25 protein-coding genes and 1 tRNA gene are annotated in these 22,708 nt (G+C 61.4%); 7 read left to right on the top strand and 19 right to left on the bottom strand.

The window, feature by feature from the left end; genetic code table 11:
- Positions 1–393, top strand: a complete 393-nt coding sequence (locus tag ACS8YF_RS12595; protein WP_440850550.1) for a DUF5681 domain-containing protein — start codon at positions 1–3, stop codon at positions 391–393.
- Complete coding sequence (locus ACS8YF_RS12590; protein ID WP_440850549.1) at positions 390–593, top strand: hypothetical protein; 204 nt, start codon at positions 390–392, stop codon at positions 591–593. The genes ACS8YF_RS12595 and ACS8YF_RS12590 overlap by 4 nt, the downstream gene beginning before the upstream one ends.
- On the opposite strand, the gene ACS8YF_RS12585 is transcribed toward ACS8YF_RS12590, so the two are convergent.
- On the bottom strand, positions 590–1,624 hold the full coding sequence (locus tag ACS8YF_RS12585) for a hypothetical protein (RefSeq protein ID WP_440850548.1): 1,035 nt from the start codon (positions 1,622–1,624) through the stop codon (positions 590–592). The two genes, ACS8YF_RS12590 and ACS8YF_RS12585, sit on opposite strands and share 4 nt — an antisense overlap.
- A 465-nt stretch (positions 1,625–2,089) precedes the next feature.
- On the opposite strand from ACS8YF_RS12585, the gene ACS8YF_RS12580 reads away from it, so the two are divergent.
- The 5 genes from ACS8YF_RS12580 to ACS8YF_RS12560 all read left to right on the top strand — a co-directional run bounded on the left by ACS8YF_RS12580 (position 2,090) and on the right by ACS8YF_RS12560 (position 6,491).
- Complete coding sequence (locus tag ACS8YF_RS12580; RefSeq protein ID WP_440850547.1) at positions 2,090–3,367, top strand: tyrosine-type recombinase/integrase; 1,278 nt, start codon at positions 2,090–2,092, stop codon at positions 3,365–3,367.
- The gene (locus ACS8YF_RS12575; RefSeq protein ID WP_440850546.1) at positions 3,364–4,074 is read left to right on the top strand and encodes a hypothetical protein; all 711 of its coding nucleotides are present in this window, start codon (positions 3,364–3,366) and stop codon (positions 4,072–4,074) included. Before ACS8YF_RS12580 ends, ACS8YF_RS12575 begins: the two co-directional genes overlap by 4 nt.
- A gap of 130 nt (positions 4,075–4,204) precedes the next feature.
- Entirely contained in the window at positions 4,205–4,402 is a 198-nt protein-coding gene (locus ACS8YF_RS12570) for a helix-turn-helix domain-containing protein (RefSeq protein ID WP_440850545.1), read from the top strand.
- On the top strand, positions 4,399–4,680 hold the full coding sequence (locus ACS8YF_RS12565; RefSeq protein WP_440850544.1) for a hypothetical protein: 282 nt from the start codon (positions 4,399–4,401) through the stop codon (positions 4,678–4,680). Before ACS8YF_RS12570 ends, ACS8YF_RS12565 begins: the two co-directional genes overlap by 4 nt.
- Entirely contained in the window at positions 4,677–6,491 is a 1,815-nt protein-coding gene (locus tag ACS8YF_RS12560; protein WP_440850543.1) for a replication endonuclease, read from the top strand. Before ACS8YF_RS12565 ends, ACS8YF_RS12560 begins: the two co-directional genes overlap by 4 nt.
- Before the next feature lie 236 nt (positions 6,492–6,727).
- On the opposite strand, the gene ACS8YF_RS12555 is transcribed toward ACS8YF_RS12560, so the two are convergent.
- The 18 genes from ACS8YF_RS12555 to lpdA all read right to left on the bottom strand — a co-directional run bounded on the left by ACS8YF_RS12555 (position 6,728) and on the right by lpdA (position 22,708).
- Complete coding sequence (locus ACS8YF_RS12555; RefSeq protein ID WP_440850542.1) at positions 6,728–7,519, bottom strand: hypothetical protein; 792 nt, start codon at positions 7,517–7,519, stop codon at positions 6,728–6,730.
- A gap of 125 nt (positions 7,520–7,644) precedes the next feature.
- Entirely contained in the window at positions 7,645–8,244 is a 600-nt protein-coding gene (locus tag ACS8YF_RS12550; RefSeq protein WP_440850541.1) for a helix-turn-helix domain-containing protein, read from the bottom strand.
- Positions 8,245–8,364: 120 nt separating this feature from the next.
- Positions 8,365–8,440: transfer RNA gene (locus ACS8YF_RS12545), tRNA-Lys, on the bottom strand.
- A 52-nt stretch (positions 8,441–8,492) separates the two neighbouring features.
- The gene (gene queC / locus ACS8YF_RS12540; RefSeq protein ID WP_440850540.1) at positions 8,493–9,194 is read right to left on the bottom strand and encodes a 7-cyano-7-deazaguanine synthase QueC; all 702 of its coding nucleotides are present in this window, start codon (positions 9,192–9,194) and stop codon (positions 8,493–8,495) included.
- Between the two features lie 31 nt (positions 9,195–9,225).
- On the bottom strand, positions 9,226–9,894 hold the full coding sequence (gene queE, locus ACS8YF_RS12535; protein WP_440850560.1) for a 7-carboxy-7-deazaguanine synthase QueE: 669 nt from the start codon (positions 9,892–9,894) through the stop codon (positions 9,226–9,228).
- Positions 9,895–9,955: 61 nt separating this feature from the next.
- Positions 9,956–10,732: a tol-pal system protein YbgF gene (gene ybgF / locus ACS8YF_RS12530; RefSeq protein ID WP_440850539.1), complete on the bottom strand. Its 777-nt coding sequence runs from the start codon at positions 10,730–10,732 to the stop codon at positions 9,956–9,958.
- Between the two features lie 16 nt (positions 10,733–10,748).
- On the bottom strand, positions 10,749–11,333 hold the full coding sequence (pal, locus tag ACS8YF_RS12525; protein WP_440850538.1) for a peptidoglycan-associated lipoprotein Pal: 585 nt from the start codon (positions 11,331–11,333) through the stop codon (positions 10,749–10,751).
- Between the two features lie 75 nt (positions 11,334–11,408).
- Positions 11,409–12,725: a Tol-Pal system beta propeller repeat protein TolB gene (gene tolB, locus ACS8YF_RS12520; protein WP_440850537.1), complete on the bottom strand. Its 1,317-nt coding sequence runs from the start codon at positions 12,723–12,725 to the stop codon at positions 11,409–11,411.
- Positions 12,722–13,828, bottom strand: a complete 1,107-nt coding sequence (gene tolA / locus ACS8YF_RS12515) for a cell envelope integrity protein TolA (protein WP_440850536.1) — start codon at positions 13,826–13,828, stop codon at positions 12,722–12,724. The genes tolB and tolA overlap by 4 nt, the downstream gene beginning before the upstream one ends.
- Positions 13,829–14,272, bottom strand: coding sequence for a protein TolR (gene tolR / locus ACS8YF_RS12510; protein ID WP_440850535.1), 444 nt, complete (start codon positions 14,270–14,272; stop codon positions 13,829–13,831). It abuts the gene before it with no gap.
- 30 nt (positions 14,273–14,302) lie between these two features.
- On the bottom strand, positions 14,303–15,058 hold the full coding sequence (tolQ, locus tag ACS8YF_RS12505; protein WP_440850534.1) for a protein TolQ: 756 nt from the start codon (positions 15,056–15,058) through the stop codon (positions 14,303–14,305).
- Complete coding sequence (gene ybgC, locus ACS8YF_RS12500; protein WP_440850533.1) at positions 15,055–15,462, bottom strand: tol-pal system-associated acyl-CoA thioesterase; 408 nt, start codon at positions 15,460–15,462, stop codon at positions 15,055–15,057. Before ybgC ends, tolQ begins: the two co-directional genes overlap by 4 nt.
- Positions 15,455–16,519: a Holliday junction branch migration DNA helicase RuvB gene (gene ruvB / locus ACS8YF_RS12495; protein WP_440850532.1), complete on the bottom strand. Its 1,065-nt coding sequence runs from the start codon at positions 16,517–16,519 to the stop codon at positions 15,455–15,457. The genes ybgC and ruvB overlap by 8 nt, the downstream gene beginning before the upstream one ends.
- A gap of 1 nt (position 16,520) precedes the next feature.
- The gene (gene ruvA, locus ACS8YF_RS12490) at positions 16,521–17,129 is read right to left on the bottom strand and encodes a Holliday junction branch migration protein RuvA (RefSeq protein WP_440850531.1); all 609 of its coding nucleotides are present in this window, start codon (positions 17,127–17,129) and stop codon (positions 16,521–16,523) included.
- Entirely contained in the window at positions 17,126–17,629 is a 504-nt protein-coding gene (gene ruvC / locus ACS8YF_RS12485; protein ID WP_440850559.1) for a crossover junction endodeoxyribonuclease RuvC, read from the bottom strand. The genes ruvA and ruvC overlap by 4 nt, the downstream gene beginning before the upstream one ends.
- 269 nt (positions 17,630–17,898) lie before the next feature.
- Positions 17,899–18,648, bottom strand: a complete 750-nt coding sequence (locus tag ACS8YF_RS12480) for a YebC/PmpR family DNA-binding transcriptional regulator (protein WP_440850530.1) — start codon at positions 18,646–18,648, stop codon at positions 17,899–17,901.
- 527 nt (positions 18,649–19,175) lie between these two features.
- The gene (locus tag ACS8YF_RS12475) at positions 19,176–21,020 is read right to left on the bottom strand and encodes a potassium transporter Kup (RefSeq protein WP_440850558.1); all 1,845 of its coding nucleotides are present in this window, start codon (positions 21,018–21,020) and stop codon (positions 19,176–19,178) included.
- A 248-nt stretch (positions 21,021–21,268) separates the two neighbouring features.
- Positions 21,269–22,708, bottom strand: coding sequence for a dihydrolipoyl dehydrogenase (lpdA, locus tag ACS8YF_RS12470; RefSeq protein WP_440850529.1), 1,440 nt, complete (start codon positions 22,706–22,708; stop codon positions 21,269–21,271).

Genomic DNA, 22,708 nt, shown 5'->3' with positions numbered 1-22,708 from the left:
ATGGCGCAGTTCAAGAAAGGACAATCCGGCAATCCGCAGGGACGCCCGAAGGACAACCGCACAGCCGAGCTCAGAGGCATGCTGCGCCCCTATGCGCCCGATCTGGTAGCCAAGGTCAAGGACATGGCCATGGAAGGCGACGCAACCGCGATGCGGCTCTGTCTGGAACGCATACTGCCACCGCTCCGGGCCCGTGATGAGGCGATGACTATCCCGACCCTGGATAGCAACGCCAGCCTGGTCGAACAAGGTCAGGCGATCGTTGCCGCGCTCTCTGCCGGTCAGCTATCACCGGCCGATGCGGCGACGCTCATGCAGACGGTTACCGCACAGGCGCGCTTGGTTGAGGTTGAAGAACTTGAACAGCGTGTAACCGCCCTGGAGGCGAAATGACGATCAAATCACGACTCACGAAGCTGGAGCAGGCCAAGAGCAACGACGACATGCTGATCGTGCACATGAGACACGGCGAAGACGCAGATGCGGCCCTGATGCGGCATACAGGCAGGAAGGACGGCGATGAAGGTCGCCTCGTGGTGCTGGTCGAGCGATTCAGCTCGGAGAATGACCCACAAGAGAAGCAGAGCGCCTAGTCTTGCGCTTCGAAGCGGGCAGCCGCGAAATGCTTGTTGCCCTTGATCGCGACGACGTAGGGGCCCTTGAAGTCGTTGGGTACGACAAAATCCACATACCCGGTCATTTGCTGGCCTGCCGGCATCCGCCCCACTCGAAGGTTGCCGACGCGATTGGCGACAAAATCGCGCCTATGCTTGTTGTCTGACTCGATCCGTTCCTGCTTGAGCAGCGCGCCGAGGTTATACGCTTCGGCCATCTCCGTGCCCGTGTAATTGTATTGGGGCGTCGTTGTCGTCGTGCTCATGCCGGAATAGTTGCCGCTATAGGCATTGCCATACATCGACCCGGAAACCGTCCCCGATCCGGTCGTGGTGCTCGTATATGCAACGGGCGTCGGCGGCGGCACGTTCATCATCGGCGGCGCACGCCCGGCAGGTGTGTACACGAGCCATGCGGCCTTGTTGTATGGGATCGCCGACAACCACGCCTTTCGCGACCCATCCATAACGGCGAGCGCTTTCAGGCTGCACGTCTGACAGTTCGGCTCGGCGCGCAGATCCACGCGTAGCTCAAGGATTCGCGGCTTCGTCTGCCACATGCTCGCGGACACGAGGCCTTTCTCTGCCCCGAGATACAACAAGGCGGCATCCTGCGTACGCTGATAAGCGGGGACTTGCTGCGGGAAGATAAAGACGCCGCCCCGGCTCAGGGTATGGGCCTCAAGTGTCTTCCCGTCATCCGAGAACAACTGGCTCAGCGCAACCTTGCGCACAGTGCCGCCGGCGCTCTTGACCGTCATTTCGCCAGTCGACGATACGGCGTTGTAGTAGCTGAACGACTTAACCGGCTTACCGTTGATCGAAAGCACGGTATCGCCTTCGTTCAGAGAGGTGTCAGACCCGGTAACCATCCGGATGCGTGCCGGAGAATCCGCTCTCACGCCGTCAGGGTGCAGAGGCTTCGGTGTGTGCTTGCCGAACATGCCGCCCGTACTGGCGCAACCCGACACCCCAACCACGACCGCCAGCATAACGAACGCTTTGCGCATGACACTCTCCCCCGGTGAACCGCCATGGACGTGCCGTAATGCGCGCCTATGGCTACCGTACCCGAGATTGAGCGCAGCGGTATCGATTAGCGGAGAGAATCAGCAGCGCAAATTCACGCTCTCACTCGACGCTTGCAGCGATCGAGATGCGTTCGCGTGGTGACTTATTGGTGACTCAGAGGCGAAACGCCAAATAAGGACCAAGCGTAAGCTGCTGTTTAAGCTGGTGGGCCGTGCTGGATTCGAACCAGCGACCAATTGATTAAAAGGCAACCGCACCGCTCATACCAATTGATTCACGAAACTTCACGGATCTATATATATCAAGGATTTTATGGTTGTTCTTGGTTCATGCGTGCTACGCTCAATGCCGCGAAATGCACGCGCATCGTAGCACCGGCGTAGCACCGGCAAACCAATTGACTATCGATTGATGCGCGGCTTGGATTCACCCGCGAGGCTCCAATGACCGAACAAATCAGCTTCACGAAGCGCACGATCGACACCCTGCCCGACGCGCCACCCGGCAAGCGCGCAAGCTACGCCGACCGGAATGTACCGGGCCTGCGTCTGGTCGTCACAGATAAGGGCTCGAAAAGCTGGCAGGTGCAAAAGCGCATCAAGGGGCGCGGCGGCCGACGCCTGACGCTCGGGCGCTATCCCGACATGCCACCCGCAGCAGCTAAAAAAAAGGCGGCCATCGTGGCCGCCCAGATCGCCGAAGGCGTGGACCCGCACGCGGCGAAGCAGAAAGCCGATTCTCAGCGCTTCACCCTCGGCGATGCGCTCGAACTCTATATCGAGCGCCACAACCTGAAGGCCACGACGGTTAAGGGCTATCGCCAGAATATCGAAGTCGGCTTGAAGGATTGGACGAAAAAGCCGCTGGTCGAGATCAACGGCCGCATGGCGGTCGATCGGCACGCCAAACTCGCCGCCGACTCCGGTAGCCCGTACGCCGACCAAGTAATGCGCACACTGCGCGCACTGTGGAACTTCGCCGAAGGCTTGTTCGAAGACGACGACGGCAACTCAACCCTGCCCGTCAATCCAGCCAAACGGCTCTCGAAGGTGCGGGCATGGCGCAAGCCGGCGCCGCGCAAGACTTATATCAAGGCGCACGATTTGCCGGCATGGTTCAACGCGGTGAACACGCTGCGCGCCGAGCCTTGGGGCACGGCATCGCAGACGGCCGGCGATTACTTCGCGCTCTTGATCTTGACCGGGCTACGGCGCACAGAAGGCTTGTCGTTGCGCTGGGATTGCGTCGATTTCCGCGAGCGCACGCTGACCGCGCTTGACACGAAGAACCACAAGGATCACACGCTACCGTTATCGGACTACCTGATCGATCTGCTTGAAGCCCGGCGAAAGGCGCACGAAGCCGACGCGGCATTGGCGGGTACGCCGTTCGTCTTCCCCGGCAGCGGCCGCGCGGGCCATTTCACCGAACCGCGCTATCAGCAGCAGCGGATCGTTAAGGAATCCAGGGTCGCCTTTCGCATCCACGATCTTCGGCGCACCTTCGTGACCACGGCGGAGCGGCTCGGCGTGCCGACATACGCACTCAGCGCCTTAGTCAATCACGAGATGGGCGGCCACCCGATTACGCGTGATTACGTTTCCATAGAGATCGAGCGACTACGCGAGCCTATGCAGAAGATCACGGATTACTTCCTGAGTGCCGGCCAGATCAAGCCAGCGGCGCCGGTCATCGCAATTAGCGAGAGCACCGCATCATGAGCCAGCCGGAGTCCCCAACAAAAGAGCAAATAGAGGCGGATATAAGGCGAGAGCGCGTGCGGATCGCTTGGCGCTTGGTTCGACACTTCAGAAAGGTCCTCGCCGCCGCGCCGCACGGTCAATTATCGCTTGAAGACAGTGCGTTTTTGCTGGCGAGCGAATTTCCGCCTGAGAGCGATGCGGCGCGCCAACTGCATAAAATCAGCGACTCGCCCTCGCTCGCCATCGAGATACAACACCGTATGCGACGCGCGTATAGCCTCGAAGGCGACGAGAGCCTAAAACCGGTCAATCGCAACGCGCTCGAAGCCCAATGGCGCTACCCCATCGAACACCTTGTGAGCTGGGCGCGACGCACGGGCACGGGCAATGCCCGGCTAGCGGAAGCCGTGGCACGTAGAGCGAATATCCCCCTTGATCTTGCGGCAGCGAGAAATAAACGACAGGACAGCAGAAGCGCGCGCTATACCGGCGACCGTGAGTTGGTGCTTGGGGCGGCGCTGGCTGTGCTTGGAGCGAAGCCCGATTCTTGCCGAACGGAGAGCGGGCGAATCAACGCCAGCGCGATCGTGCGCTTGATTCAGATAAACGGCATGGAACTGTTTGCTGACAAGACCGCCGATGGCGCGCCGCCGCTTGGTGATCGAGCCATGAGAAAGGTTATCAGCGAATGGCTGGATAACTCCGCTCTTGTAACGCGTGAATAGCCAGTCTTAGAAATGGCAACCAAACCGCAAAAATTGGCAACCAAAAAGTTCATTTGCTTTCCACCCTGAAATAGGCGCGCCGCCTATCGTCTTTCGCAAGCCCAACGTCTAACAAGGCAAGCGAAAGATGATGAATGAGCAAACAGTTCCGAAACTCCTCACCAGCGAGCAGGCCGCCGAACTGCTCGGCGTGAACTCGCACACGCTGGCGGTCTGGCGCTGTGAAAAGCGTTACCCCCTGCCCTATGTCAAATGCGGCCGCTGGGTGCGTTACCGCGCTGCGGATGTCGCGAAGTTCATTGATGACAACATGCAGGTGCCGGCATGAGTCGTCCAGCATGCGAACAAGCGGCCGCCCCGATCCGTCCGGAGCTAATCGTCTCGGGTGGCGTGCTCGACCGGCATAACGCTAGCGTCAAGACGGAAGCCTGGAACACGACCAGCCACCCGGTTCGATTGACGCTGGCGGATGCGACCGGCCAACACACGTCAGCCGTCTATCTGTCATTCGAAGCAGTCGAACAGCTGGCCCGCGATCTCAAGGCCTGCTACGAGGCACGGCGCGCGTTCGACGCTGCCCGTACCAAAACGGACACGAAACCGTGAACGTCGTCGAATACGTTCGCGGGTTTTCACCGCTGGAAATCCCGGCCGATGGGCGGATCTGGTTACGGAAACAACTGGACTCCCAACCCGTTCCGATCGCGAACGCGCTGGCCGAACAGCATCGGCGCACCTATAAGGCAGAACGCGGCCAAGGCCGGCCGAACCCGATGCGGTCCGCCAACATCGAGTTGCGGGAATTCGTCGAAGCCTCACAAGGTGTTCTGCCGCCGAATGCGAGCGACAACGATATTCGAGCCTTCGCAAAGCGCCGCAGTCACGAGTGCGAGCAGAGCATGCGCCGCATCAACGGCGATGAAATGGCGACCTACGCGGCCGGGCACGGCGTGGTCTCGCGTTTCGGTCTGGTTCCGCCCACGCCGAACCGGAATCGCACCCTACTGGGCTGTATCGAGCGCATGCGCGATGAGCGCTGGTGGCGCAATCAGTTGCACAAGATTCACGGCCGCAAACACGAGCAGCAAGCCCGCTCGATCGGGCTCGTGCATAAACGCGCCGGCCTGTATATCAGCGAATACGGCTTCCAGCGTTACATCGGCCGCCAGGAAAGCAACGCTCGCGCTCTAAATGAGACGGTGGCGGTCTGCGAGACCGGCGAGGAATTCAGTCTTGCTGAGATCGCCGACAAAGGCCTGAGCAATCCCAGCATTCGCCGTAATGAGATGATGGGGCGGATAAATGGAATCGAGCGCTACGCAGAAGCCCGAGGCGATGTCGCGCTATTCGCATCGATCACCACGCCGTCCGAGTTGCACGCTGTCCATTCGAAATCGCTCGAACCCTGCGAGGGTCAGCATGTCACACCCCGCGAAGGTCAAGAATGGTTGATGGCGCAATGGCAGAAAATCCGCGCGAAGCTTAACCGGCTCTCGATTAACGCGTATGGGCTACGGGTCGCCGAACCCCACCACGACGGCACACCCCACTGGCACGCCCTATTTTTCGTCGAGCCGGCCCAAGCCGACTTGTTACGGCGCATTCTGACCGATTACTTCGTTGACGGGGCCACTAACCCAGCCCGTCAAAAGCGCGCCTGTAAGATCAAAGCCATTGACCCGCAGCACGGGTCGGCAACCGGCTATATCGCCAAATACATCTCGAAAGGCATCGACGGGCACGGGCTCGATTACGCGGCGACGCTCGATTCAGACGGGCAACAAGTGGGCTTAGAAGCCGATCCGAAGGACGCGGCCCAGCGCGTACGGGCTTGGGCGTCCCAATGGGGTATTCGACAGTTCCAGTTCATGGGCACGCCCGCTATCGGGCCGTGGCGCGAACTCCGTCGTATACGTCACGAGATTGAAGGCAACCCAAAGGCGGAAGCGCTGCGCAAATCCGCCGATGAGGGCGACTACGCCCGTTACATGGAACTCATGGGCGGCGCAGCCGTTAAAGCCAGCGAGCGGCCCGCGCATGTTCGTTACGCGATAGATAGCGAATGCGGCCGTTACGGAGAAGCGAAACAGCGCGCCTATCTCGACGCCTTCGGCGTTACGTATACGACGCGCCCTCTCCGTTGGGAGATCGAATATCGGCCGGGCGGCGATACTCGTTATCAGGGAAGCGCTGATCCGTTCGATCGTAACGTAACGAGTGACGAAGCCCGCGGCGTCGCCGCCCAGTCCTTAACGGCACATACCGAGCGCGAATCCCTTAACGAAAGAATCCCAGCGCATCGCATTAGCGCAGCGGCGCAGCCGCGAGCACTTGGACTCGTGGAAATAACTGTACTCAGCCCGGATCTTCGGCATACGCCGCCAGGAGGTTTGCCGAAATCCCGAGCGCACCGGTGATGGGCAGCCACCCGGCTGGCTTTTTCCGTCGTAGCCGGCCGTCGGCACAGCAGAAGATCGATTACTCAAGAAAATCGACAGCGCATCCCGCGTCCGGCAGACCACTGCGGGACAGACTAACCCTGTGAAGAATAATACTTCCCCGAATTGCTAGCTGCGTGCCGGCCCTGCGGGGCAATCAGCGACCCAGAAAGAGGCGCAATGACTTTCAAGGCAATGCAAAAGATAACGTAATATCAGCCCAACATTGATTGACACCAAAACCATTGCTTTCTAAGGCTTTGCCTAATCCCAGCTAGTCCGTTTTTCTCCTTATGAACCTCAATTTCTCGATTTCTCTGGCGCAGATAATTTGCAGCGTCTCGCTGTAGTAATTGTTCGAGGGGAAGTTTACATATTTCTGTATCGTCGATAACGTCATCGTATCTGCCGCGAACACCGGCATACTGGCTCAACGTAATCTGGACTAGGCAGCAGGCTGTAACCGCCTTCGCCGCCTGTTCGACGCCATAGTGGAAGGTTTTTTCGTCTCCGCGCTGCAACGCGCCAAATTTGAAGGTTCTCGGTTTGAAATGAACTAGTCGATTCCTCTGCTTTGCAAGGAATTTTACGTACCCAATACAGTGATCATTCTCTTCTAAATCCTCGCTACCAAGAAGCTTGGTCAACATGGCAAGCTTTTCAGGGATAGCGAGACTGTCGATCGCTTCGCGTCTAAATTTAGTTAGACGTTCGCGGGCGAGAAAATTTAGGAGGGCTTCGACCATTAGGGCGCTGAAAACAATTGTCGATATTGCAGATCGGTCGCTTTCCCATCGAGCAAGCGCCGATGATGCGTAAAGCTCACTAGCACGCTGACCACTAGACTGCCCCCCTTTCTTGCTTACATTGCTCGCTCGTGCCTTCAAAGTCTTGGCTTCTTCTTCGCGGGCCCATGTTGAAATTAAGCTTTGACAGGCAATAAAAAAAAATGACTTATCGAGACAGACTTGACACTCTATCCCGTCTATTTGCTCTTGGGTAATCAACCTTTACCTCCCACAAACCATTTAAAAATTGATTCACGCCAGCCGTAGGAAAGCCGGCCTTGCGTGATCCAAGCAACACGACTTAGGCAAAGTTAGACTGTCTGGGGGAGGTGTGAGTTTGGAGCTTAAACGCTATCATGCGGGTACTCGGTATTTCGAAGATTGCCTTCGAAAATCGGAACAAGCTCACGCCTGTGGACGAGGCCTACGGTCCTACCATTGCTCTTTGATTCAATTAGTGGATCGAACTCCCGACCGTGCAATCGCAGTACAAGAAGCCAATTTCGAGCCATCAGATTGATTGCCTCACGGGCTTCCCGAGCCGATGCTCGCATGTTCTTACCCGGCAAGACCGAGTCGTTTGGCGCGTCAGCCATGAGTCGTTTACGGGCCTGCTCATCATTCTCAACGAGCATATTCAGCAGATCGTCAGCTTCATCGCGCGTTAGTGTGTCCGGGATTAGAAATCCGTCCCTCACACGCGGCCCACTTGGACCAGGTTCTGCTGGGTCGTCTGCGGGTGCCAGCATAAACTCTACGCCACGTGAGGCGTAAAATTCTCGCAGCAGTTTTAGCTCTGCGCTACGCAGCGCAAGCTTCCCGCACTCGAACTGCGAGAGGTAAGCCCGACTAACACCAGTGTCGGCTGCCACGCGCCCTTGGGATAGCGCGAGTTGATCGCGCGCATCGCGCGATTGCGAAGGGGTAAGAATAGCGGTCTGCATGGTTTCGTTCTCACGTGTTTAACACGCGACGAACGTAGCACCCGCGTAGAACGAGCGAAACCGCACTCGTTTGATACTCCTTGTTAAATGCTATAACCGACTGTTTAACAAGTTTTTTAATGGTGGGCCGTGCTGGATTCGAACCAGCGACCAATTGATTAAAAGTCAACTGCTCTACCAACTGAGCTAACGGCCCCACGCGGAGCGCGAATGATACCGGAAAATGGCGATTTTGCCACCCCTGCGATTCAGGCGTTCGGCGCGTCCGGCTGGTAGCGGGTCGGATCGCTCACGCCGGCGGCCTCGAACCCGGCACGGCGCAGTCGGCAGGCATCGCAAAGACCACAGGCCCGGGCATCCGCGTCGGGCTGATAGCAGGTCACGGTCTGGCTGTAATCGACGCCCAACGCCTGCCCGCGCTGAATGATTTCGGCTTTGGTCTGATGCATCAGGGGCGTCCTTAGCGCAACCGGATAGCCTTCGACCCCGGCCTTGGTCGCGAGCGCGGCCATGCGTTCGAATGCTTCGATGAATTCGGGCCGACAGTCCGGGTAGCCGGAATAGTCGACGGCATTGACCCCGATATAGATCGCCTCGGCATGCAGTACTTCCGCCCAACCCAGCGCGACCGACAGGAAAAGCGTATTGCGCGCAGGCACGTAGGTCGAGGGTATGCCCTCGGTCGGACTTTCGGGCACATCGATGCGGTCGTCGGTGAGCGCCGAGCCGCCCATGCCGTCGAAGTCGATGGTGACGATCTTGTGCTCGGCCACCCCGGCCGCAGCCGCAATCCGTTTCGCCGCGGTAAGTTCCGCGGTATGGCGCTGGCCATAGTCGAAGCTCAGCGCATAACAGCGATACCCGGCGGCCGCCGCTTCGGCCAGGCATGTGGTTGAATCGAGACCGCCGGACAGCAGAACGACGGCCAGGGGCTGATCGGACGAAGACATGGATTTTCCTGAAAAACGGGAGTGATGTCGTTCAATGGCCCGGCGCGTCGCCCCAGAGCTGCTTGTGCAGCTGGAGCTGGAAGCGCACAGGCAGGCGATCGGCGACGATCCAGTCGGCGAGGTCGCGCGCGGTGATTTCACCGTGGCTGGGCGAAAACCAGATCATGCATCCCGGCGGCGGCGTGATTTCCGCCAGACGCGACTTGGACCACTCGTAATCCGAACGCGAGCAGATCACGAACTTCAGCTGGTCATGGTCGGTGAGTGCATCGATATTATCCCACCAATTACGGGCTGCTTCGCCCGAATCAGGGGTCTTGATATCAACCACCCGCGAGGCGCGCACATCGATGGGCCGGATATCCAGCGCCCCGGCGGTTTCCACGGACACATCGTAGCCGGCATCACACAGGCGACGCACGAGCGGCGCGACGTTGGGCTGGGCCAGCGGCTCGCCGCCGGTCACACAGACATCACGTGCACCGAATGCATCCACCCGGGCGAGGATGTCGTCCAGCCGGGTCCACTCGCCACCGTGAAAGGCGTAAGCGGTATCGCAGTACCGACAGCGTAGCGGGCAACCGGTCAGGCGAACAAAGGTGCACACTCGCCCAGCCGAACGGGCCTCGCCCTGCAGGGAACAGAATATTTCGGTGATGCGCAGCGCATCCTCGCGCTGTGCCCAACGGCTGCTCTGCACGCCGTCGCGGCGGATCTCGTCGGATCGTACGTCGAGTATGTCGGGCACGGTTACGTATCCGTCAGCCGCCGCTGCCCAGCGACTGCAGTTTCTTCCGGGCCAGACCGGCGGCGTCGCTGTTCGGATACTGATCGACCACGCGCTGCCATGTCGCCTTGGCATTGTCGCTGTGATTGTGCGCCGCTTTGATCAGGCCAATCTTGTACAACGCCGACGGCACCTTGGACGAATCACTGAACTGATTCACGACCGTGTCAAATGCCTTTTCCGATTGGCCGAGCTTCTGCTGGACGTAATATGTCTCGCCCAGCCAGTACCAGGCGTTGTCGGTGAGACTGGTGTGGGGGTGCTGGGCGACAAACTGCTTGAACGCGGCGATGGCTGCATCGTACTTGCCGTTCTTGAGCTTGTTGAAGCCGTCCATGTAAGCCGCCTGGGTAGCGGCATCGACATCCGAGGCATTGCTACCGTCATCGTTGCCGGTCGCCGCCTGACTACCATGAGCGTTGCCGCTACTGCCACTGCCGCCCGCACCGCCGTTCTCCAGCTTGCTCAATCGCTTGTCGAGATTCTGATAGAGATCGCGCTGGCCTTTCTCATTTTGCTTGAGCTTGTGCTGCAGCGTATCAACCCGGCCGTTCAGATCCCGGACCTGTTGTTGGAGATTCTGAATCTGCTGATACAGCGTGAACAGTTTCGGGCCATTGTCGTTCTGGGCCAATCGCAACGGCTGCGAGTTGCTGTCGGCGGAATCCGCCATGGCAGGATGGGCTGCCAGCCCAGTCGCGGCAAGCGCGACCGTGGCGGCGAATATCTTGGTGATCAACGCGTTACGCATCGTTCGCCCCTAGCGACTATTGATTCGTGTAGATGAAGTCAACACGACGATTCTTGGCGTACGCCGCTTTGGTATGGCCAAGCACAGCCGGCCTTTCTTCACCGTAGGAAATCGTGGTGATCTGGCTCGCGTTGGCGCCGGACAATACCAGTGCCTGCTTTACCGATTCCGCGCGGCGCTCGCCAAGCGCGACATTGTATTCACGTGTGCCACGCTCGTCGGTGTTGCCTTCCAGACGCAGATGCACCTTCGGGTGATTGGCCAGATAGTGGGCGTGGGCCTGGATCACCTTCCCGTACTTCGACGCAATCGAGCTGCTGTCCAGCGCGAAATAGATGGTGCGGGTCGACAGCGGGTTGTTCGGGTCGGTGAACAAGTGACGGTCGCCTTGCGGGATATCCTGAAGACCGCGCACGTCGATGTCACGACGCTGGCCCGTGCCGGACGCCTGACCGTTGCTGCCCTGCATCCCGGCTTGCGGCATGCCGCCGTTGCCGCGAACGTTCTTGTTGCCGGCGCAAGCCGTCACTGCGAGCGCACTGGCGAGTAGCATCATCACCAGCATCAGCCGGCGGGCGAATTGGAAGTCGAAGTGACGCATTGCTCGAACGCTCCTTGCTATTGTTTGTCAACCGCCGCCTGAAGGGGAATCCGACCGGCGTATCAATCCGTTAACTCAGTTTCCGAACGGGCCCCACGCGGGCTCGCGCACTTCGCCGGCCTGGGAAAGCGTGGATTTCGCCTTGCCGTCGACCGAAACAGTCGCCAGTGAATTGCGGCTGCCCTGGGTCGCGTAGAGAATGGCCTGGCCATTGGGTGCGAAGGCCGGACTATCGTCCAGCGGCCCGTCGCTCACGATGCGCACATTATTGTTGGCAAGGTTCATCACCGCAATGCGGAAACCGTTGCCGCTCTTCTGAACCATGGCCAGCGATTTTCCATCGGGCGAGAAATCCGGGCGTTGGTTACTCTGGCCGTCGTAAGTCAGGCGCTGCACCTGCCCACCCTGGCTGCTCATTTCGTAGATCTGGGGCTGGCCACCCCGATCCGAGGTGAACGCGATGTTCTGGCCGTCGGGTGACCACGCCGCCTCGGTATCGATCGCGCTGTCGTGGGTCAGTTGCCGCATCTTGCCGGTCGACAGGTTGTAGACATAAATATTGCTGTTGCCGTTGGTCGACTTCGTCAGCGCGAGCCGTTTGCCATCCGGCGACCATGCCGGGGCGCCATTGACCCCGGACCCCGAAGTGATCGTGCGGACGTGGCCGGTGGCCAGATCCTGGACCCGGACGCTGCTGACGCCCTTGTAGACATTGAAGGCCACGTAAGCGAGCTTGCTGCCGTCCGGCGACCACGCCGGCGACATGATCGGGTCCTGCGAGGAGTACACGGTGCTGGGATGACTACCGTCGTAATCCGAAACCACCAGACGGAATTTGCGATGGTCCGCCGAGCTGCCGGTAACCGTCACGTAGGCGATGCGCGAGAGGAAGTAGCCCTTCTTGCCGGTGAATCGCTGATAGATCAGGTTTGCGATGGTATGCCCGGCCTGGCGCAACTGATTGGCCCCCGCGTTGAGCTGATAACTGGCCACCGACTGGCCCTGAGCCACATCCAGCAGGCTGAAGGTGATCTTGTAGCCGCCCTGGCCGTTCGGCGCGGCCGAACCCACCACCAGGTTGTCCACATTCTGGGTGCGCCAGTTATCGTAATTGACCTGATCCGGCGAACTCGGATGCGCCAGCATATTGCTGCGCGGAAACATCTTGAACAGCCCGGTCGAGGCCAGGTCGCGGCTTGCGATCCTGGCCACGTCGACCGGCAGTTTCTGGCTCTGACCGGAGCCGAACGGCGCAATCGCGATCGGAATGGCGCTATCCGAACTCTTGGTGATATCCACCTGCAGCGCAGCCTGGGCCGGGGATATCGCGATGGCCATCAGGCACAGGGCGGCGAAGCCGACAACGAGCGAGTGAAGATTTCTGTATTTCATTGGTCCGGCCTGAAGGTGAACTCGATTTCTGGCTGAAACAGATTGTCCGACGGCGGTGCCGGCAACGGATCGGATTTGTAGATGGCCTGCTTGACCGACCGATCGATCGCCGGGCTACCGCAAGACCCGAGAAGCTGCACATTGGTGATCTGGCCACCCGGCAACTGTTTGACTTTGACCTTGCACGAGATATTAGAGACGCCGGGCGGACGAATCCAGTTGCCCTCCACCTTATCCTCGATCGCGCTCTTGTAGGCCGCAAGCGCCTTTCGGTTAGCCGCACTCTGGCGGCCGGCGGACTCCTGAGCCAGCGCCTTACGGAGTTCCGATTTCGCCGCCGCTTCACGCGCCTTTTTCTCGGCCGCGGCTTTCTTCGCGGCCTCCGCGGCGGCTTGCTTCTTTTGCGCCGCTTCTTGTTGAGCCTTCTTCCTTGCCTCGGCTTCCTTCCTGGCTTTCTCCTGGGCCGCCTTCTGTTTCGCCTTGCGGGCGGCCTCCTTCTGCGCCTTTTCCCGAGCCGCCTTCTGCTCAGCGGCTTTTCGCGCTTCCTCCTGTGCCGCTTTCTGCGCCGCCTTCTGCTCGGCAGCTTTCCGCGCCTTTTCCTGCGCCGCTTTCTGCGCGGCTTCCTTCTGCGCCTTGGCCTGCGCCGCCTTCTCGGCGGCCTCCTTCTGCGCCTTCGCCTGCGCCGCCTTCTCCGCGGCCTCCTTCTGCGCCTTCGCCTGCGCTGCCTTCTCGGCGGCCTCCTTCTGCGCCTTCGCCTGCGCTGCTTTTTCGGCGGCTTCCTTCTGTGCCTTCGCCTGCGCCGCCTGCTCGGCCGCCTTCTGCTCGGCCGCCTTCTGCCTGGCTGCTTCGGTCTGCTGGTCGGATTTGGCCTTGGGCTTCGGCTCCGGTTGCGGCCTGGCCTTCTGCGTCGGCGGCTGGGTGGGCTGATCGCGGGTACTCACAACCGAGGCCTCTACAATGGATTGGCCGTGGTTGCCTTTCGAGGCCCCAGGGTGGAAGAACTCGAGCCCGAAGATCAGCAGCGCCGCGACGAGCCCGTGCAGCAAGAGCGCGAGCATGACCGCACGCCAGTTGTCACCGATCTTGTACAACAAATCCAGCACTTAGCCGCCGCTCCCACGCTTCGATTTGTCGATGTTGTTGGTGATCAGGCCGACATGTCCGGCCCCGGCCCGCTGCAGCAACACCATGCCGCGCACGACGTTGGCATAGGCGCCGGAGCCGTCGCCCCGTACGGCAACGGGTGCGTTGGGGCGTTCGTGGAGCACCTTGGACACGGTTGATGTGATCTGGTCCGGGGACAACGGTTTGTCCGGCGACGGGCCGACGTTGAGCGACATGTCGCCATTCGCGGTCACGGTCAGAACGATCGGATGATCGTTCTTCATGTCGAGCACCTTGGCCGGCGCCTTGGGCAGATTGACATTCACGCCCGTGGTCAACAACGGAGCCGTGACCATGAAGATAATCAGCAGTACCAGCATCACGTCGATGTAGGGTACGACGTTGATTTCGGCGGTCAGACGGCGTTTTTTTCGCGATCTCATGAGCGACGATCCTTCGCGATCCACAAACCGTTACAGTTCCGGCGCGGTGCGCGTGGGCTCGGGCCTTTCCGTCTTCTTCTGCGCTCGCTCACGGCCGATGGGGTTGGCGGCATGCACCCCGCGTTCGACGATGCCCGCCATTTCTTCCATGAAGGTATCGAACCGGTTCTCGATGAACTCGAGGCGATTGGTGAAGAAGTTGTAGGCCACCACCGCGGGGATGGCAGCGAACAGACCCATGGCGGTGGCGATCAACGCCTCCGCGATCCCGGGCGCGACCATGGACAGACTCGCCTGCTGCACATTACCAAGCCCGATGAACGCGCTCATGATGCCCCAGACGGTGCCGAACAAACCGACATAAGGACTGATCGAACCGACCGTCGCCAGGAACGCGAGCCCGGATTCCAGCCGTTCGAGTTCACGCGACAACGCCACCCGCATCGCCCGCTGTACCGAGGGCACGATGTCCGCGCTGGTGGCGTCGCCCTGATTACGCTGGCGCTTGAGTTCTTCGTAACCGGCCTTGAACAGCGCCGGCATCCCTTCGGGATGATCGTCTTGACGAAGAACTTCCTCGTAGATGTCCTTGACATTGCCGCCGGACCAGAAGCGATCCTCGAACCATTCCATTTCGGCGACCGTGTTTTTCATCAATCGCCGCTTGGAGAAAATCACCACCCATGAGGCGATCGATGCGAGCAGCAGAATCACGAGCACGGCCTTGACCAGGGTGCTCGACTGCATGATGAGACTGACAAGACTCATGTCGGTCGCGACGTTCATCTCGACTCCTTGATAAGCGCTTCAGGCAACCGGCACGGCCGGAAGTTGGCGACTTTTACACAGGCGACCGTGAATTGGCCCTGAACTAAAGCGGCGCCATCGCGCGTGATCTGTTGTTCGAAGACAACGCGCGCCGGCGTACGTTCCGCGATCGTCGCGCTAACGGCCAGACGGTCGTCCAGCCGGGCCGGGCGGCGGAAACGAATCGAAAGATCGGCCAGGGTGAAGACCACGCCGTGTTCCTCGGCCAGCGCGCGATGCCCCAGGCCCCGTGATTCCAGCCATTCGGTACGGGCCCGCTCGAAATAACGCAGATAATTGGCATGGTAGACCACACCGGTCGCATCCGTGTCCTCGTAGTAGACGCGCAGACCGATCGCGAACGCCGCCGCCGGATCAGCCATCGAAATCAAACAGATCCGAGTCGGCGGGACGATCGGCTTGCGGTACCGGCAGGCCGTAATGACGATAGGTCGCGGATGTGGCCAGCCGGCCGCGCGGCGTGCGCATCATGAACCCCTGCTGGATGAGATACGGCTCGATGACGTCCTCGATGGTCTCGCGTGCCTCGCCGATGGCGGCCGCCAGGCTTTCCACCCCGACCGGCCCGCCTTCGAATTTTTCGATCAACGCGCCAAGCAGCTTGCGGTCCATGACGTCGAAGCCGTTGTCGTCAACGCGCAGCATGTCCATCGCCCGGGCCGCGGTGCCCCCATTGATCCGACCGTCGGCACGTACCTCGGCGTAGTCGCGCACGCGCCGCAACAGGCGGTTGGCCACGCGTGGCGTACCGCGTGATCGGCGAGCGATCTCGTCGGCACCCGCCGGCTCGATGGCAATTTCCAGAATCCCGGCCGAGCGCGTGACAATCGACGCCAGATCGGCCCGGGAATAGAACTCCAGACGCTGCACGATGCCGAAGCGGTCCCGCAGCGGCGAGGTCAAGGCACCGGCCCGCGTGGTGGCGCCGACCAGCGTGAACGGCGGCAGGTCCAGCTTGATCGAGCGCGCCGCCGGCCCTTCGCCGATCACGATATCGATCTGGTAATCCTCGAGCGCGGGGTAAAGCACCTCCTCGACCACCGGCGACAGCCGATGGATCTCATCGATGAACAGCACATCGTTGCGCTCGAGGTTTGTCAGCAGGGCCGCCAGATCGCCCGGCCGCTCCAGCACCGGGCCGGAGGTCTGGCGAAAACCCACGCCCATTTCGTTGGCGATCACGTGCGCAAGCGTGGTCTTGCCCAGTCCGGGCGGGCCGAAGATCAGTACGTGATCGAGGGCTTCCGCGCGCGCGCGCGCGGCGGAAACGAAAATGTCGAGCTGCTCGCATACTTCGGGCTGGCCGACATATTCGGCCAGCCCGGTCGGGCGCAGCGCGCGATCGAAGCGGCCGTCCTCGGGGCGCTCGGCCGAACCGATCAGGCGCTGCTCGCCCGCCTCTTCGAACTCGGGCGGCATGTCAGCGCACCGCTCGTTTCAATGCTTCGCGAATCAGCGCTTCGCTGTCGTTGCCATCGGCATCCAGGCCACGCAGCAATCGATCCGCCTCGGCCGGCTTGTAGCCCAGAGCGATCAGGGCATGGCGCGCGTCGGCACTCGCCCCTACATCCGCGACCTCAACACCACCGCCGGGCGGTGCCGAATTCAGGCTGGGCGCGATATCCGTGCCGGACAACTTGTCGCGCATCTCGACCAACAGCCGGGCCGCGGTCTTCTTGCCCACGCCGGGCAGCCCGGTCAGCCGTGCGGCATCGTCGGCCTCGATGGTGGCCACGAAGTCGGCCACGTTCATGCCCGACAGCACGGTTAAAGCAAGTTTGGCCCCCACGCCCGAGACCTTGATCAATTCGCGGAACAGGCGGCGTTCGGCCTCTTCGGCAAAGCCGTACAGCAGGATGGCATCGTCGCGCACGACCATCTGCGTGAGCAGCGTCACCTCACCGGACTGCTGTGACAGCGTGAAGAACGTCGACATCGGCGCTTCCAGCTCGTAACCGACGCCGCCGACGTCGATCACCAGCCGCGGCGGCTGTTTTTCCACGATGCGCCCGCGCAGCCGGCCGATCATGGCGTGCGCACCCTCGCTGCCTGTATGCGGCCACGGGTGTGCGCATGATGGGCGTGGCACAGCGCCACGGCGGCGGCATCCGCGGCATCCGCCTGTAGCGGCCCCTTCGCCCCGAGTAGCATGGCAATCATGTGCTGGATCTGGAGTTTGTCGGCATGGCCGCGACCGACGATCGCCTGCTTGATCTGGGTCGGCGTATATTCCGCCACCGGCAGACCGGCCGAGGCCCCGGCACAGATGGCCGCGCCGCGCGCCTGACCCAACTTGAGCGCGCTGGCCGCATTGCGCGAGACGAACACGTTCTCGATCGCCATTTCGTCGGGCCGGTATTCACGGATCACCTCCGACAGACGATCGAAGATCAGGCCCAGCCGTGTCGGAAAATCGGCGCGCGGCAGGCGGATGCAATCGATGATCTGCGCACACGGGGCGGCGCCGCCGTCGACCACGGCATAGCCGGTCACGGTCGAACCGGGGTCGATGCCGATGATTCTCGGCACGAGGGTCTGTTGATGTTTCATACGAGCACCGCGTTGGAGACCGCAAATGGTGTCCGGCAAGGCGCGAGCCGCCGCGTCGTGGCGTGCCACGACCCAGGCTTGCAACGCCACCGGGCGCGATTTGAGGCCCAACCCGAAGGGACAAGCGCTGTTTTGCGGCAATCCAGCGTTGTAGCCCGCTTGTGCAGGGTGACTGCACGGCGCGAGCTAAGCCTCGTCTTGCCGCAAAACAACGCTTGGCGCGGACTCGTATGAAACATCAACAGGCCCTAGGCCGCCTCGTCCGAGAGCGATTCCTCGTCGAATTCGACGTTGCTGTAGACGTTCTGCACGTCGTCGATGTCTTCCAGCGCATCGATCAGCTTGAGACAGGTGCGGGCCGCGTCGCCGGTCAGTTCCACCGTGGTCGACGGGCGCATGGTGACGTCGGCGTCGGCGGGCGTGAACCCGGCCGACTCGACCGCCTGGCGCACGTGAGTGTAGTCGTCCGGCGCGGTGAGCACCTCGAACGAGCCGTCCTCGTACTCCACCAGATCCTCGGCACCAGCTTCCAGCGCCGGGTCGAGCACGTCCTCGTCGCTCACCTCGGGCGAAAAGGTCAGTACGCCCTTGCGATCGAACAGATAGGCCACCGACCCGTCGGCGCCCATGTTGCCGCCGTTGCGGCTGAACGCATAGCGGATTTCGGAGACAGTGCGATTGCGGTTGTCGGTCATGCAGTCGACCATGATCGCCGCGCCCTGCGGGCCGTACCCTTCGTAACGCACTTCCTCGTAGTTGTCGCCACCGGACTCGCCCGCGCCGCGCTTGGCCGCGCGCTCGATGTTGTCCTTGGGCATATTCGCGGCCAACGCCTTGTCCCAGGCCAGACGAAGCCGCGGATTATCGTTGGGATCCGAACCGCCCATACGGGCCGCGACCGTGATCTCGCGAATCAGCCGCGTGAATACCTTGGCGCGCTTCTTGTCCTGGGCCTTCTTCCGGTGCTGGATATTCGCCCATTTACTATGCCCTGCCATAAACGCCTCGTCTGGATACGCTCGCCATCATTTTAACAGGCTGCATGCCGACTCGCGCAGGTAAAGCCGTCACACCCGGCGCGGGTCCATCGCGGCGACCCGCGAAAGCAAGGCGTCACCGCCCGCTCGGATTGGCATCGCGTCATCCATTCCGGCGCTGGCCGGCCGGCAACATCGAAACCCTGAGCCCTTCTTTTCTCAGCCAGACCATTTGTTGGCGGAACTGGGAACCCAGGGCCTGTTGCCGTTTCGTACACGTGCCACGTTGGAGACCGCAAATCCGTCGAGACAAGGCGCGCGTCGCCGGTCGTGGCGTGCCACGATCAAGACGCGCAACGCCGTATCGGCGCCCTGGTTGATTTTATGGGCGGCCCAACCCGAAGGGACAAGCGCTGTTTTGCCGCAATCCAGCGTTGGTGCTCTCTCACGTAGAACGACTACGCGACGTTCGCTACGCCTCGTCTTGCCGCCCCTAGTAATTTTTCAGGAAGCGCTTGGCGCGGACGCGCACGAAACGGCAACAGGCCCTAGAGTTCAATCTGGAGCCCGAGTTCGACGACCCGATCGCTGGGAATCAGGTAATACGCCGTCGCCGGCATGGCGTTACGCGACATGTAGGCGAACAGCCGTTCGCGCCAGACCATCATGCCCGGCACCTCCGCTGTGGGAATCAGTGTCTCGCGGCCGACGTAATACGTTGTTTCCTCGACATCGACCTCCAGCCCGTATTCCCGCGCGAACCGCAACGCCACCGGCACGTTCGCGGTCTGCATGAAGCCGTAGTAGAGCTGCATGCGATAGAAACCGCGACCGAGGTCTTCGATCTCCATACGCTCGGCCGCCGGCACCCGCGGCACATCGCGCGTATGCACGGTCAGCAGGATCACTTGTGCGTGCAACACCTTGTTGTGGCGCAGATGGTGCAGCAGCATCGGCGGCGTCTTGCGGGTCGCCCCTGTCATGAACACGGCCGTGCCGGCCACGCGAAAGCTATCATCGGCGTGCGCCTGGATGAATTCATCCATCGGCTCGGTGTCTTCATCCAGGTGCCGACCCACCAGTTCACGGCCGGTTCGCCAGGTCGCCATGATGAAGAAAATCAGGGCGGCCACGAGCAGCGGATACCAGCCACCGTCCGGGATCTTGAAGATGTTCGCGCCGAAGAACGAAAGATCGATCACGATCAGCACCAGCGCGATACCGGCGGCGATATTCGGAAACCAGCCCCAGCGCCGAGCCACGAAGAACGCCAGCAGCGTGGTAATCACCATGTCCAGCGACACCGCCACGCCGTAGGCCGAGGCCAGTCGGTCCGAACTCTTGAACCCGATCACGAGGCCGATGGTCGCGGCCATCAGAATCCAGTTCATCATCGGGATGTAGACCTGGCCGTAGGACTCGCGCGACGTCTGGATAATGCGCAGCCGGGGCAGCTGCCCCAGCTGAACCGCCTGGCGCGTGAGCGAGAACACCCCGGAAATCACCGCCTGGGAGGCGATCACCGTGGCCAGTGTGGCGATCAGTACCACCGGATACAGCGCCCAGTGCGGCGCGAGGTCGTAGAACGGCTGGCGCGCCTGCGGGTTCGACAGCATCAGCGCGCCCTGGCCGAAATAATTGAGTAGCAACCCGGGCAGAACCACCGCGAACCAGGCGATGCGAATAGGCGCGATACCGAAATGCCCCATATCGGCATAGAGCGCCTCGCCGCCGGTGACAACCAGGAATACGGTGCCCATCACCAGGAAGCCGGCAAAGCCGTTCGTGGCGAAGAACGCGACGGCATAGGCCGGGTTGATCGCGGCAAACACTCCGGGGGTGTGGACGATGCCGCCGATGCCCAGCACGCCGAGCACGGCGAACCAGAGCAGCATGACCGGCCCGAAGAAGGCCCCGACCGCGGCGGTACCGCGGCGCTGGATGAGGAACAGGCCGATCAGGATCACGATCGTGATCGGTACCACGTAGGGCTTGAAGGCCGGCGTGGCGACCTGGAGCCCCTCGATGGCGCTCAGCACCGAGATCGCCGGCGTGATCGTGCCGTCACCGTAGAGCAACGCCGCACCGAACAGGCCGAGCAGCATGAGAATGTAGCGCCGGCTGGTCTTCTCGGTCTTCCACGGATTGAGCAACGCCACCAGCGCGATGATGCCGCCCTCGCCGTTGTTGGACGCCCGCATGACCACCGACAGGTACTTGACCGAGATGACGATAATCAACGACCAGAACATCAGCGACAGCACGCCATATACATTGGCTGCCTGCGTGCCGATGCTGGCATGCGCATAGAAGGCTTCGCGCAGCGCGTAGATCGGGCTGGTGCCGATATCGCCGTAAACAATGCCCAGCGCCGCCAGACAGAGAAACGGCATGGACTTGCCGTTGGGTTCGTCCGCCCGGGCCGATTCCTGGCCGGTGTGGTTCGGCTTCGGGGCGTCGTCCTGGCGCGCGTGGCGGGCCAGCGAACGCTCGTCGCTCTGGTCAGTCATACAGGGGCAACCGGCGAGGGTAAGGAAAGCGCCAAGGCCCGGGAGTCTACACGGCGCGCCGTCGCCACGCGCCGTTGTAAACCGCGGGTTCCGACCGCTGCCCGTCGGAACCCGCAGATCGCCCCGGCTGCCTACTTCTTCTTGCGCGGCGGCGGGAAGTGGATCGGACGCCCGTCGACGGCAAGCGCCGCCTCGTGCACCGTCTCAGACAGGGTCGGATGCCCGTGCATGATGCGCGCGATGTCCTCGCTCGAAGCCCGGTACTCCATGGCAACGACCATTTCCTGGACCAGTTCCGACACATACGGCCCGATCATGTGCACGCCGAGGATCTCGTCGGTCTGGGCGTCGGCGATCATCTTGACGAAGCCGCCCTGCTGGCCCAGCGCCTTGGCGCGGCCATTGGCTGAAAACGGAATCTGCCCGACCCGATAATCGATACCGGCCGACTTCACCTGCGCTTCGCTCTTGCCGACCCAGGCGAGTTCCGGCGTGGTGTAGACCACCGACGGGATCGCGTCATAGTTCACGTGCGGCTTCTGGCCCGCGAGGATTTCGGCGACCGTGGCGCCTTCTTCCATGCCCTTGTGCGCCAGCATCGGGTTGCCGACGACGTCGCCGACCGCATAAACGCCCGGCAGGCTGGTGCGATAGAAATCGTCGGTGTCGACAAAGCCCTTGTCGTCCAGGTCCACGCGCGCGCCCTTGGCGCACAGGTTGGCCGTGTTCGGTCGACGCCCGACCGCGACGATCAGGCGATCGAAGGTCTCGCTCTTGCTTTCATCGCCCTGGGTGTACTCGACCCGGACCGATTTCTTGTTGGTCTTGGCCGAGGTGACGCGGGCGCCGAGTTGAATATCCAGCCCCTGCTTCTTGAATGTCTTGAGCGCTTCCTTGGCCACGTCGCGATCGGCGATCGGCATGAAGTCGTCCACCGCTTCCAGCAATGTGACCTCGGCGCCCAGGCGCGACCAGACACTGCCCAGTTCCACGCCGATATAACCGGCGCCGATGACGCCGACCTTCTTCGGCACTTCGTCGAATTCGAGCGCGCCCCAGGAATCGACGATCAGCTCGCCGTCGAACGGCGCGATATCCAGTTCCACCGGAATCGAGCCCGAGGCGATGATGATGTGCTCGGCCTTGATCGTCTGTTCGTTGCCATCATGGCTGGTGTATTTCACCTCGCCGGAATCCACGACCTGGCCGCTGCCGGCCATGGATTCCACGCCGTTGGCCTTGAACAGACCGGCAATGCCCCCGGTGAGCTCATTCACCACGCCGGCCTTGCGTTTCTGCATCTGGGCGATATCCATCTCGACATCGCCGACCTTGAGACCGTGGGTGGCGAACTCGTGATTGGCGCGGTGATAGAGCTCGCTGGACTCCAGCAGCGCCTTCGACGGAATACAGCCGGCATTGAGACAGGTGCCGCCGAGCGAGGGCTTGTTGTCGAGATTGAGCCACTTGTCGATGCAGACGACCTTCATACCGAGCTGGGCGGCACGGATCGCGGCCACATAACCGGCCGGCCCCGCACCGATCACCACGACATCGTATTGCTTGCTCAT

It is taken from the genome of Salinisphaera sp. SWV1 (genome assembly GCF_052044155.1).
In the GTDB taxonomy this organism is placed as follows: Bacteria; Pseudomonadota; Gammaproteobacteria; order Nevskiales; family Salinisphaeraceae; genus Salinisphaera.
The sequence above is the reverse complement of the archived record's forward strand: the minus strand, read 5'-3'. Positions and strand labels throughout refer to the sequence as shown.

Excerpts from the sequence above, each read along its gene's own strand:
- queC (WP_440850540.1), bottom strand. The coding sequence starts at position 9,194 with ATGTCTTCGTCCGATCAGCCCCTGGCCGTCGTTCTGCTGTCCGGCGGT.
- tolQ (WP_440850534.1), bottom strand. The coding sequence starts at position 15,058 with ATGAACGTCGCGACCGACATGAGTCTTGTCAGTCTCATCATGCAGTCG.
- ACS8YF_RS12585 (WP_440850548.1), bottom strand. The coding sequence starts at position 1,624 with ATGCGCAAAGCGTTCGTTATGCTGGCGGTCGTGGTTGGGGTGTCGGGT.
- ACS8YF_RS12580 (WP_440850547.1), top strand. The coding sequence starts at position 2,090 with ATGACCGAACAAATCAGCTTCACGAAGCGCACGATCGACACCCTGCCC.
- ACS8YF_RS12475 (WP_440850558.1), bottom strand. The coding sequence starts at position 21,020 with ATGCCGTTTCTCTGTCTGGCGGCGCTGGGCATTGTTTACGGCGATATC.
- pal (WP_440850538.1), bottom strand. The coding sequence starts at position 11,333 with ATGCGTCACTTCGACTTCCAATTCGCCCGCCGGCTGATGCTGGTGATG.
- ACS8YF_RS12575 (WP_440850546.1), top strand. The coding sequence starts at position 3,364 with ATGAGCCAGCCGGAGTCCCCAACAAAAGAGCAAATAGAGGCGGATATA.
- lpdA (WP_440850529.1), bottom strand. The coding sequence starts at position 22,708 with ATGAGCAAGCAATACGATGTCGTGGTGATCGGTGCGGGGCCGGCCGGT.
- ACS8YF_RS12550 (WP_440850541.1), bottom strand. The coding sequence starts at position 8,244 with ATGCAGACCGCTATTCTTACCCCTTCGCAATCGCGCGATGCGCGCGAT.
- ruvB (WP_440850532.1), bottom strand. The coding sequence starts at position 16,519 with ATGCCGCCCGAGTTCGAAGAGGCGGGCGAGCAGCGCCTGATCGGTTCG.
- ybgF (WP_440850539.1), bottom strand. The coding sequence starts at position 10,732 with ATGCGTAACGCGTTGATCACCAAGATATTCGCCGCCACGGTCGCGCTT.
- ACS8YF_RS12595 (WP_440850550.1), top strand. The coding sequence starts at position 1 with ATGGCGCAGTTCAAGAAAGGACAATCCGGCAATCCGCAGGGACGCCCG.
- tolB (WP_440850537.1), bottom strand. The coding sequence starts at position 12,725 with ATGAAATACAGAAATCTTCACTCGCTCGTTGTCGGCTTCGCCGCCCTG.
- ACS8YF_RS12590 (WP_440850549.1), top strand. The coding sequence starts at position 390 with ATGACGATCAAATCACGACTCACGAAGCTGGAGCAGGCCAAGAGCAAC.
- tolR (WP_440850535.1), bottom strand. The coding sequence starts at position 14,272 with ATGAGATCGCGAAAAAAACGCCGTCTGACCGCCGAAATCAACGTCGTA.
- ybgC (WP_440850533.1), bottom strand. The coding sequence starts at position 15,462 with ATGGCTGATCCGGCGGCGGCGTTCGCGATCGGTCTGCGCGTCTACTAC.
- ACS8YF_RS12480 (WP_440850530.1), bottom strand. The coding sequence starts at position 18,648 with ATGGCAGGGCATAGTAAATGGGCGAATATCCAGCACCGGAAGAAGGCC.
- ruvA (WP_440850531.1), bottom strand. The coding sequence starts at position 17,129 with ATGATCGGCCGGCTGCGCGGGCGCATCGTGGAAAAACAGCCGCCGCGG.
- ACS8YF_RS12570 (WP_440850545.1), top strand. The coding sequence starts at position 4,205 with ATGAATGAGCAAACAGTTCCGAAACTCCTCACCAGCGAGCAGGCCGCC.
- ACS8YF_RS12565 (WP_440850544.1), top strand. The coding sequence starts at position 4,399 with ATGAGTCGTCCAGCATGCGAACAAGCGGCCGCCCCGATCCGTCCGGAG.